This is a genomic window from Shinella curvata, from assembly GCF_022899935.1.
In the GTDB taxonomy this organism is placed as follows: domain Bacteria; phylum Pseudomonadota; class Alphaproteobacteria; order Rhizobiales; family Rhizobiaceae; genus Shinella; species Shinella curvata.
On sequence record NZ_JALJCJ010000008.1, the window covers coordinates 15,453 to 25,308 of the forward strand.

10 protein-coding genes are annotated in these 9,856 nt (G+C 62.9%); 5 read left to right on the forward strand and 5 right to left on the reverse strand.

The genetic code is table 11. From position 1 onward, the window contains the following. The first annotated feature begins 7 nt into the window (after positions 1 to 7). Both MUU55_RS25075 and MUU55_RS25080 read left to right on the forward strand, forming a co-directional pair. The gene (locus tag MUU55_RS25075; RefSeq protein WP_244763519.1) at positions 8 to 316 is read left to right on the forward strand and encodes a type II toxin-antitoxin system RelB/DinJ family antitoxin; all 309 of its coding nucleotides are present in this window, start codon (positions 8 to 10) and stop codon (positions 314 to 316) included. Beyond that, complete coding sequence (locus tag MUU55_RS25080; protein WP_244763520.1) at positions 313 to 606, forward strand: type II toxin-antitoxin system RelE/ParE family toxin; 294 nt, start codon at positions 313 to 315, stop codon at positions 604 to 606. The genes MUU55_RS25075 and MUU55_RS25080 overlap by 4 nt, the downstream gene beginning before the upstream one ends. A gap of 116 nt (positions 607 to 722) precedes the next feature. On the opposite strand, the gene MUU55_RS25085 is transcribed toward MUU55_RS25080, so the two are convergent. The 5 genes from MUU55_RS25085 to lsrA form a co-directional block, all read right to left on the reverse strand. After that, positions 723 to 1,976 (reverse strand): class II aldolase, encoded by a 1,254-nt coding sequence (locus MUU55_RS25085; RefSeq protein WP_244763521.1) that lies wholly within the window; start codon positions 1,974 to 1,976, stop codon positions 723 to 725. A 66-nt stretch (positions 1,977 to 2,042) separates the two neighbouring features. Further along, entirely contained in the window at positions 2,043 to 3,074 is a 1,032-nt protein-coding gene (gene lsrB, locus MUU55_RS25090; RefSeq protein ID WP_244763522.1) for an autoinducer 2 ABC transporter substrate-binding protein LsrB, read from the reverse strand. A gap of 2 nt (positions 3,075 to 3,076) precedes the next feature. Continuing rightward, positions 3,077 to 4,090, reverse strand: coding sequence for an ABC transporter permease subunit (locus tag MUU55_RS25095; protein WP_244763523.1), 1,014 nt, complete (start codon positions 4,088 to 4,090; stop codon positions 3,077 to 3,079). Further along, positions 4,087 to 5,118, reverse strand: coding sequence for an ABC transporter permease subunit (locus MUU55_RS25100; protein ID WP_244763524.1), 1,032 nt, complete (start codon positions 5,116 to 5,118; stop codon positions 4,087 to 4,089). The genes MUU55_RS25095 and MUU55_RS25100 overlap by 4 nt, the downstream gene beginning before the upstream one ends. Then, a complete protein-coding gene (gene lsrA / locus MUU55_RS25105) occupies positions 5,111 to 6,613 on the reverse strand; it encodes an autoinducer 2 ABC transporter ATP-binding protein LsrA (protein ID WP_244763525.1) in 1,503 nt (500 codons plus the stop codon). The genes MUU55_RS25100 and lsrA overlap by 8 nt, the downstream gene beginning before the upstream one ends. Positions 6,614 to 6,850: 237 nt before the next feature. Between lsrA and MUU55_RS25110 the strand changes: the two genes are divergently transcribed. From MUU55_RS25110 to MUU55_RS25120, 3 genes are read left to right on the forward strand one after another with little or no spacing between them, the layout of a single operon-like run. Continuing rightward, positions 6,851 to 7,798 (forward strand): sugar-binding transcriptional regulator, encoded by a 948-nt coding sequence (locus MUU55_RS25110; protein WP_244763526.1) that lies wholly within the window; start codon positions 6,851 to 6,853, stop codon positions 7,796 to 7,798. A gap of 6 nt (positions 7,799 to 7,804) precedes the next feature. Next, positions 7,805 to 9,367 carry an autoinducer-2 kinase gene (lsrK, locus tag MUU55_RS25115; RefSeq protein WP_244763527.1) on the forward strand — a complete coding sequence of 521 codons (1,563 nt, stop codon included), beginning with the start codon at positions 7,805 to 7,807 and terminating at the stop codon, positions 9,365 to 9,367. A gap of 41 nt (positions 9,368 to 9,408) precedes the next feature. Beyond that, positions 9,409 to 9,714 (forward strand): antibiotic biosynthesis monooxygenase, encoded by a 306-nt coding sequence (locus MUU55_RS25120; protein WP_244763528.1) that lies wholly within the window; start codon positions 9,409 to 9,411, stop codon positions 9,712 to 9,714. The last annotated feature ends 142 nt before the right edge of the window (positions 9,715 to 9,856 follow it).

Sequence of the window (9,856 nt, forward strand, 5' to 3'; positions counted from 1 at the left end):
GACAGCCATGGCCGCAAACGCTCTCGTACAAACACGTATTGATTCCGAAGTCCGGGATCGTGCTTCTGCCGTTCTTGAAAGCATGGGCCTCACGGTATCTGATGCGGTTCGTATCATGCTCACCCGGACTGCTAACGAGGGCGCTCTGCCTCTTGAACTTCTATCCGGCAGTGAGGCGCATGACGCCTGGTTTAGGACCAAGGTGCTCGAAGCGTTAAACGATACTCGACCGGATTTATCGGACGACGAGGCCGAGGCGCACTTTGCCAAACGTCGAGCGGCGGCCCGCCTTAAAGCTGGTGTGCCAGGATCGTGAAACTTACTTGGTCTGCTTTTGCTTTATCGGATCGTGACGCCATCTTCACATACATCGAGGCAGATAATCCCGCCGCTGCCGTCTTGATCGATGAACGGATAGCCGCTGGCGCCCGTCGCTTGCTCGATTTTCCTGCTAGTGGGCGCGTGGGTCGAATTGCCGGGACGCGCGAACTCGTCATCAATGGCACGCCTTATATCGCCGCCTACGCCGTTGCCGAGACGACATTTCGAATTCTTCGCGTACTCCATGGCGCGCAAGAATGGCCAGAAAATCTGCCGCTAAGCTGATCGACCACGTTTATGTAGGGGCCGGCGGTTCGATCCCCATCAAGGCGACAGGGAGAGTGGAGGTTTTCCATCTTTCGAACCACCAAGCACGACATGGGATATGATGCGCGTCGGGGCTACTTGCTCGCGACCTGCAGTTTTGCCTGCTCCAAAGACCAGTACTCCATGTCGAACAGGTCGGCCTCGCCGATGGGGGTGAAGCGGCCATAGGCTTCGGCGGCGTTGATGGCGCGTGTCGCCTGCTCGCAGAGATCGCCGCCGATTATGGCGGCCTTTGCGCTCGCACCCAGCGCATAGACGCCCTCGCTCCTGACGAGGACAACGCGCGGAGTGACGTCGAGCATCTGCTTCGGCTCACTGGTCCGGATGGCGTTGCGCTCGAAATAAGCCCTGTAGCGCTCGGCATAGGAGGCAAGCGCCGCATCGATCGCGGCGGCATCCGCATCGGCCTCGATGACCATCGGCCACGGTTTGATGCGGATGACGTGGTCGGGCGTAACCGTGCCGCGCAGACTGATCTCCTCCAGATCAGCCTTATCCGCATGGGCGCGGATGGCGTCGGTGGAGCGATAGTCGAGGAAGACGCCTTTGGCGAAAGGCGAGCCGTCACAGACAAGCGCCGTCTCGAGCCGCGCCCTCAGAGCCGTGTCTTCCGGGCCATCGCTGGGCTGCGGACCGGAGAGCGCCACACCCTTCTGGGCAAGCTCCTGCTCGGCCATGGTGACGAATTCGATCATCAGTTCGTAGGAGGCGCGGGCATCGTCGGCGAAGGTGAAGAGGCCGTGGTTCTCCAGCCAGAGGCCCTCGCAGCCCGGATGCTCGCCGTAGATGCGATCAGCGACGATGGAAAGGTCGAAGCCCGGCATGACATAGGGCACATAGGCGAGCCGCTCGCCATAGATGCGCCGGACGGTCTCGCGCATGTCCGGCTGGTCGGCCAGCGCCAGGATCGCTGTCGCATGCGTATGGTCGACGAAGGCAAAAGGCAGGAACGCGTGCAGCAGCGCCTCGACGGAAGGGTTGGGCGCATCCGCATCGATGAGGCTGGCGCGCAGCAGCGATACCATGTCCGGATCGGAAAGCCTGGGTCCATTGCGGGTTTCCAGCAGCGGTTCGAGCCGCACGGCGGGCAGGCCCGGCGCCTCGATCGTGTCGAGATCCCAGCCGCTGCCCTTGATATGCATCAACGCTTCGCCACCTTCGGACGTGACCTTGATGGAGGTGTTGCCGCCGCCATGCAGCACGAGATCGGGATCGCCGCCGATGATGCGGGAGGTGTATATACGAAGGCCGAGCGCCTCGCTCTGTCCTGCCGCCAGGGCGGCCTCCACGTAGCGGGCTGCGGTCTCGTCGTTCCAGCGGCTTTCCATGCGTACCGTCCTGTTTTTCAAAATGGATACGGCGGGCAGCCGAAGCCGCCCGCCGCTTGTGCGTGATCAGAAGTCGAAGTTGGCGATATTGTCCTTGGTAAAGACCGTGCGCTCGGGAAGCAGGATGATGCCGTTGCCGTCGGCTTCGTAGTCGTAGCCCTGTACCTTGTTGGCCGCGACTTCGACGGTGCCGACGCCCGGGATTTCCAGCTTGTCGCCGACCTTCAGCGGGCCGTTCTTCAGGACGTGATCGGCAACATAGACCGAAATCTTGCCCTGCTGCGTGACATCCCACAGGCCGAAACGCTGGATGGTACCCCGCTCGATATATGGACGCATGACGTTCGGCGTGGAAAAGCCCACGATGGTGACACCCTCGGCACGCTTCAGGTTTTCCGCAGCCTGCGCGGCGGCCGGCAGGGCATTGGCATCGGGCGCGATGATCGCATCGAGATCCGGATAGGTCTGCAGGATGCTTTCGGCCGTCTGCAGCGACTTCTGCGCGTCGTTATAGCCGTACTGGGTGGTGACGATCTCCCAGCCGGGATGTTCCTTGGCGATCTTCGCCTTGGCCGCTTCCGCCCAGGCGTTTTGGTCTGTGACAGTCGGGCTAGAATAGAAGAAAGCGACTTTGGCCTTTTCCTTGGTCACGCCTTCGGCTGCCATATCGACCAGCAGGCTGCCGAGCTGCTCGGGCGTGCCCTGGTTGATGTAATAGCTGCGGCAATCCGGGTTGACGTCGCTGTCCCAGGTCATGACGAGTACGCCGCGCTCCATGGCGCGCTTCAGCGCCGGGCACAGCCCGTCCGGCGAGACGGAGGAGACGATCAGCGCATTGTAGCCCTGGTTGACGAAGTTGTTGATGAACTGCACCTGGCCGGAAACGCTGGGTTCCGTCGGTCCGTCATAGATGACCTTCACGCCGAGTTCTTCGCCCGCCTTCGTCGCGCCGGCGCCGCCGGAGGTGAAGAAGCCGACGCCCACCAGCTTGGGGATGAAGGCGATCTGGTTTTCGGCATGGGCCGTGCCCGAGGCGAGCATGGTGCCGGCAACGAGGGCAGCGGCAAGAGCGCCGGATTTTAACATGGACTTGATCATTCTCATTCTCCTCCTGAAGTAACTGCCGCCCGGGATTTTTTCTGTTGCCGGGCGACGGCGATGAAATCGGCCAGCATGGCGCTTCCGTGGCGCAATGCGACCGCGACAACCAGCAACCCTCCCGAAAGTGCGCTGGAAATCTGGCTGGGCACACCGGTGGCCTGCAGGCCCTGCTGCAGGTAACCGATGACGAAGGTGGCAATCAGCGTGCCGAGGATGGACCCCTGGCCGCCATAGATGGAGGCGCCGCCGAGGACAGCGGCCGTAACCGCCGGCAGCAGCGTCGCCGAACCGAGGTCGACGCGGGCCGAACCGAAATAGGCGGACATTACAAGACCCGCGATGGCGGCCGAAATACCGGTGATGACATAGGTGATGGTCTGCACGCGCCCGACCGGCATGCCGGCGAAGCGCGCAGCACTTTCCGACTGGCCGGACAGGAACACGGCCCGGCCGAAGCGCGTGAAATGCAAAAGCACGATCAGGACGAGCGCAAACACTAGGAACAGCGCCAGCGGCGCCGGCAGGCCGAGAAACTGGGCATAGCCGAAGGCGTTGAAGACATCCGGAAAGTTGCCGATGCCCTCATAACCACCAGCGCCGACGAGGCCCGACGCGACCGTCGCGGTGCCTTGGAAGAGGTAGAGGCTGCCGAGTGTCACGACGAGCGGCTGGATCTTCGACAGGTGGATGATTGTGGCATTGAGCAGCCCGCAGAGCGCTCCGGCGACGAGCGCCAGCGCAATCGAGAGCGGCAGCGGCACACCGTAGAAGGTGGCGACGCCGAAGACGATGGCGGCAAGGCCAATGACCGAGGCGAAGGACACATCGATGCCGCCGGCGATGATGACGAGGGTGAGCGGCAGGGCTACGATGCCGATCTGCACGAAGTCGGATGTCCCGTAGATCAGGTTCGCGACGTTGAGGAAGCGCGGATTGATGATGCCGAAGATGACAAGTTCGGCGACCAGCATGGCAAGGAGTGCGGTCTCCCAGCGGAAGATCAGCTTTTTCATCGGCCCGCCTCCAAGGTCTGTGCCGTTGTCTTTTCATCGGATGGGACCGGGCCACGCTCATGGACGGCATAGCGGCGGGCACGGATACGGCGGTCGATGATCTGGCGGATGCGCCCGTCAAGTAAAAGCACCGAAAGCAGGATGGCGCCGGCGATGAAGTCGTTCCAGTAGGCCGGGATTTTCAGGAACACGAGCGCGCTGTCGATCGACGTGATGAAGATGACGGCGGAAAACACGCCCGCGACCGAGCCGGTGCCGCCGAGCAGGCTGACACCGCCGAGCACGTTGACGGCGATCGCCTTCAGCTCGACACCGTTGCCGGCCTGGTTGGGGATGAAGCCGATCTGTGCGGCAAAGACGAGGCCGGCAAGTGCGGCGCAAAGCCCCGTCGCAACGAAGGCGGTGAACTGAACGCGCCTGACCGGCACGCCGAGATGGTGCGCGGCGGCTCGGTTGTCGCCGACCGCATAGAAATAGCGGCCGAACCGCGTCTTGCGCAGGAAGACCCAGGCGAGCACGACGAGAGCGAGAACCACGACGGTCACCGCCGAGAAGCCGAAACCGAGATTGCCGGCGAGCGCCTTGAGACCCTGCGGCAGGTCCTCGATCCAGCGGCCTCCCGTCAGCACCAGCATGATGCCGCGATAGAGGCCGAGCGTGCCGAGCGTGGCCACGATGGAGGGAATGCCGAGATAGGCGACCATCAACCCGTTGAAGGCGCCGGCGGCAGCCCCGGTCATCAGGCAGAAGACGATGGCGAGCGACAGGCCGGCGCCAGCATTAAGCGAGAGGCCCAGCACCGCAGCACTCAGGCCCAGCACCGAGCCGCTGGACACATCGATGTTGCGCGTGAGGATGACAATCATCGTGCCGAGCGAGATCAGCATCAAGACGAGGCTTTTGGAGATGACCACGGAGGCCGTGGAGCCCGAGAGATAGCCGGGCGCGGTCGCGCCGATGGCAGCGTAGGCGACGGCGAGAACGACGATAAGCGTTGCAACGCGGTTGCGCGCGAAAAGATCAAGCATGACGGGCCTCCGAAGCGCCGAAGGCGAGCCGGGCGATGGCTTCGACCGAGATGTCGTCCGTGAGTTCCCCGCCGGACTGGCCGAAAGCCATGACCTTGACGCGGTCGGCAAGCTGCTCGATCTCGTCGAAATCCGACGAGATGAGGATGATGGCGACGCCATCGGCGGCGAGCTTGCGGATGAGATCGTAGATATCGTTGCGCGCCGCCACATCGACGCCGCGGGTCGGCTCGTCGAGGATCAGCACCTTCGGCCGGGCAGACAGGCACTTCGCCAGCAGAACCTTCTGCTGGTTGCCGCCCGAAAGGCCGCGTGCTTCCTGGCCGGGGCCGGTGCACTTGATGCCCATCGAGGACCGGAACGTTTCGAACATCTTACGCTCAGCGCCTGGGCGCAGGAAGAACGGCAGACGATGTACGAGATAGGACGAGACGTTCCAGAACAGCGGTGCCTCGAGAAAGAGACCGTGCTGCTGGCGGTCCTCCGGCAGATAGACGAGGCCGCGGTCGATGCAGACGCGCGGCGAACGCCTCTTGAGGTCCGCGCCGTCGAAGACAACGCTGCCCGCCGACTGTGGACGCAGGCCGAACAGCGTTTCGGCGAATTCCGTGCGCCCCGCGCCAACGACGCCCGCAAGGCCGAGAATTTCGCCCGCCCGGACATCGAGGCTGATATTGCGGAAGCCCTCGCCGCTCAGGCCGCGCACGCTGAGACGCGGCTGGCCGATCTGCGAGACCTTGCGGCCGCTGCGATCCTTGCCGGACGCCTCGGTGATCTGCACCCGGCTCATGGCATCAATGATCTCCGCATCGCTATAACTGTCGAGCGGGCCAGACAGCACGATGACACCGTCGCGCAGAACGCTGATCGTGCGGCAGATTTCGCGGATTTCTCGCAGCTTGTGCGAAATGAAGAAGATGCCGACGCCCTGGGCCTGCAACTTGCGCACCCGCTGGAACAGCGCATTCGTCTCAAAGGGCGTCAGCGCGGATGTGGGCTCGTCGAGGATAAGCACACGCGCATCACGCACGAGGCCGCGCAGGATTTCGACGATCTGCCGCTCGGCGATTTCGAGCGCGGCGGCCTGCGCATCGAGATCGAGCGAGACTGCAAGCTCGGCCACCAGCTGCTCGACACGCGGGCGCAGCGCCCGCGGCGAGGCGGCAAGGCCGAGGCAGATGTTTTCGAGAACGCTCTGGTTGGGCAGGATATGCGCTTCCTGCGGCACGAGATAGAGACCGAGCTCCTGCGCATGGGCTGGCGAGGCCTGAGTGAGCGCCCGGTCGTTGATTTCGATTGCGCCGGAATTGGCCGGAATGACGCCCGACATGATCTTCATGAGGCTCGACTTACCCGCACCGTTGCCGCCGAGAAGCGCATGCACCTCCCCCGCCTGCAAGGCGAGCGAAACGCCCTTCAGCACCGGGACGGCGCCGTAGGACTTCCAGATATCCGTCAGCTGCGCGACCCTCCCGGTCGCCGCTTGATCCGTCATTCTGCACCTGTTCATATGTAATTTACACCAATCATGTGATCATAGTGGAGGGTGGCCGTCAATATGCTCACAGCGGGCTGTATCACCACACACGCCCGATATTGCGCTGCAAAATATGATTTATTGGCGAGAATCAATCAATTGAGGGCGCAAAGATTTTTTCGCGATCCGGACGCGTTGACGTGACAAAAGTTTATTTGCTATTCAAATGATCAGGAATGACCAAAGGGGCGCTTCATGGCGGTGGATAACGGGGAATGGAGTTATGCCGATACGGACGAGGAAATCCTCACCCGCATCGCGTGGTATTATTACAACGACGGCCTGACGCAGAACGAGATCGGCGAGAAGCTGAACATGTCGCGCATCAAGGTGTCGCGCCTGCTCGAAAGCGGCCGTCGCTCCGGCATCATTCAGGTGCGCATCAATTCGCGTTATCAGGGCTGCCTCACCCTCGAACGGCAGATCAAGGAACGCTACGGGCTGCTTGAGGCCTATGTCGTGCCGCAGTTGCCCGATCAGGACCCCAGCGACCGGCTGGGTCAGGCCGCGGCACAGTTCCTGATGCAGCGCCTCCAGACCGATGATCTGCTGGCAGTCGGCTGGGGGGCCACTGTCTCTAACACCATCCAGCGGCTTGGCCATCTCGCCAACGAGCGCAATATTGGCCTCGTCAGCCTCACAGGTGGCGTGAGCACCTATGTTGACGGCATGCGCACGGCCAATTGGGGCAGTGGTGTGCATCTGGTGCCGGCACCGCTCGTCGTGCGCGACCCGGACGTGGCGCGCAATCTTTCGTCCGAACCGGCCGTCGCGAACCTGCTCGACATGGCGCTCAATGCCACCTACCAACTCGTCGGTATCGGCGAGCTTTCTCCGGCCTCGACGGTGGTGCGGGCCGGCTATGTCAGCCCCGACGAGGTGGAGCCGCTGCGCCGTAAGGGCGCGGTCGGCGATATCCTTTGCCAGTTCTACAACGAACGCGGCGAAGCGCTCGATCTGCCCCTGCATGACCGGGTGATCGGCGTGAAGCTCGCGGCCCTGTCGCGCGCTGAAAAGGTCGTCGCGGCCGCAGGCGGCATCCAGAAGGTGCAGGCCATCCACGCCGCACTGCGCGGAAAGTTCGTCGGCATCCTCATCACGGACGAAACGACGGCCGCCGGCCTCCTCGAGATCAAGGACTGAAGCCCCATGACGACGACATATCTGCTGGCCGTCGATGCCGGCACCGGCAGCGGCCGGGCCGTGATCTTCGACGAAAACGGCAACCAGATCGCCAGCGCCCAGCATGAATGGTGGCACAAGACTGATCCCCGTTTTCCCGGCTCAATGGATTTCGACGTGGAAGGCAACTGGACACTCCTTTCGCGCGCCATCCGGCGGGCGATTGCCGAGGCCGGCATAACGGCCGCCGATATCCGCGCGGTCAGTGCCACCAGCATGCGCGAGGCCATCGTTGCCTATGATCGCAGTGGACGGGAAATCTGGGCCTGCGCCAATGTCGACAGCCGCGCCGTCAGCGAAGTCCGCGACCTTAAGCGCGATTTTCCGGACCTCGAAAGCGAGCTCTATGCGCAAAGCGGCCAGACGTTCGCGCTCGGTGCACTGCCGCGCCTGCTCTGGTTGAAGCGTAACCTGCCCAACGTCTATGCCCGTATCGACCGCATCAGCATGCTGTCCGACTGGGTGCTGGCGCGCCTGTCCGGCGTTATCGCCAGCGATCCGTCCAATGCAGGAACGACCGGGCTCTACAGCCTTTCGAAACGGGACTGGCTGCCGGAAGCGATGGCCAAGGCCGGCATGCGCGACGATATCTTCCCCGAAAGCGTCGAGCCCGGCACCGTCGTCGGCCGCGTGACGGAAAAGGCGGCCGACGAGACCGGCCTTGCCCCCGGCACCTTCGTTGTCATGGGCGGCGGCGACTGCCAGAGCGGCGCGGCTGCTATCGGCGTCGTCAACGAGGGCGACTGCGCCGTGCTCGGCGGCACCTTCTGGCAGCAGGTGGTGAATGTCGGCCCTGATGTCTCCGATCCGTCCATGGATCTGCGCATCAATCCGCATGTCGTGACCGGCCTCAACCAGGCCGAGGCGATCAGCTTCTTCGTCGGCATCGTCATGCGCTGGTTCCGCGACAGTTTCGGCGCCGAGGAAATGGCGGCGGCCGGCCCGGGCGGCGATGCCTACCGGCTGCTGGAAGAGAAGGCGGCCAACGTGCCCGTCGGCGCATACGGCATCGTCCCGGTCTTTTCCGACGTCATGCATTACGGCAACTGGTATCACGCCGCCCCTTCGCTGCTGAACCTGTCCATCGATCCCGAAAAATCCGGCAAGGCCGCGATCTTCCGCGCCCTGCAGGAGAATGCGGCGATTGTCGCGGCGCGCAATCTTTCGGCCATCTTCAAGCTGTCAGGCAAGGCGCCCGACAAGATCGTCTTTGCCGCCGGCGCATCGAAATCCGCCCATTGGTCGCAGATCCTGTCGAGTGCCACCGGTCTTCCGGTAGTCACCCCCGTCGTGAAGGAAGCGACCGCGCTCGGCTGCGCGGCCGCCGCGGCCATCGGCATCGGTCTGCGCCGAGATTTCGTCGAGGTGGCGGATGGCTGGGTGCGCTGGGACAGGCACTTCGAGCCGAATTTCACGCACAAGGCCATCTATGACGAGGCAGGCGAGCGCTGGGCACGGGCTTACGCGCTGCAGCGCCAGCTTGTCGACGAAGGCGTCACCACCTCCATGTGGAAAGCGCCGGGCCTTTGACCCTTTCATCTAAGAGTTCAACATATAGCAAGGAATAAGACATGCTCATCCAGATGGTCAGCATCAACGTCAAGCCGGGCCATGCCGCGGAGTTCCTCGAGGCGTTCCGCATCAATTACGAGGGCACCCGGCAGGAGCGGGGCAATGTGCGCTTTGACGTGCTTCGCAATCCCGAAGACGAAAACAGCTTTATGATCTACGAAGTGTTCACCTCGCCGGAAGCCGTCGACGAGCACCGCAAGACCCCGCACTATCAAGAATGTGTACGCCGGATCGACCCGATTCTCGCAGGCCCGCGGACCAAAACCTTTTTCAATGCCGAAATGGCAGATTTCCTCGGCACCTAAATCAGTAACGGCGCGTGGCACGACATCGTCTGGCGCTCGGGGGAACTGTGTGACGAGTTTGCAAGCCTCTTGGGGCGTTTCGATGTGGTTATAACGGCCGCGTCAGCCTCCGAAGCGCCGCGCATGGGCGACGGTACTTCTG

Coding starts and splice junctions, on each gene's coding strand:
- MUU55_RS25075 (WP_244763519.1), top strand. CDS start 8: ATGGCCGCAAACGCTCTCGTACAAACACGTATTGATTCCGAAGTCCGG.
- MUU55_RS25085 (WP_244763521.1), bottom strand. CDS start 1,976: ATGGAAAGCCGCTGGAACGACGAGACCGCAGCCCGCTACGTGGAGGCC.
- lsrB (WP_244763522.1), bottom strand. CDS start 3,074: ATGATCAAGTCCATGTTAAAATCCGGCGCTCTTGCCGCTGCCCTCGTT.
- MUU55_RS25095 (WP_244763523.1), bottom strand. CDS start 4,090: ATGAAAAAGCTGATCTTCCGCTGGGAGACCGCACTCCTTGCCATGCTG.
- MUU55_RS25100 (WP_244763524.1), bottom strand. CDS start 5,118: ATGCTTGATCTTTTCGCGCGCAACCGCGTTGCAACGCTTATCGTCGTT.
- lsrA (WP_244763525.1), bottom strand. CDS start 6,613: ATGACGGATCAAGCGGCGACCGGGAGGGTCGCGCAGCTGACGGATATC.
- MUU55_RS25110 (WP_244763526.1), top strand. CDS start 6,851: ATGGCGGTGGATAACGGGGAATGGAGTTATGCCGATACGGACGAGGAA.
- lsrK (WP_244763527.1), top strand. CDS start 7,805: ATGACGACGACATATCTGCTGGCCGTCGATGCCGGCACCGGCAGCGGC.
- MUU55_RS25120 (WP_244763528.1), top strand. CDS start 9,409: ATGCTCATCCAGATGGTCAGCATCAACGTCAAGCCGGGCCATGCCGCG.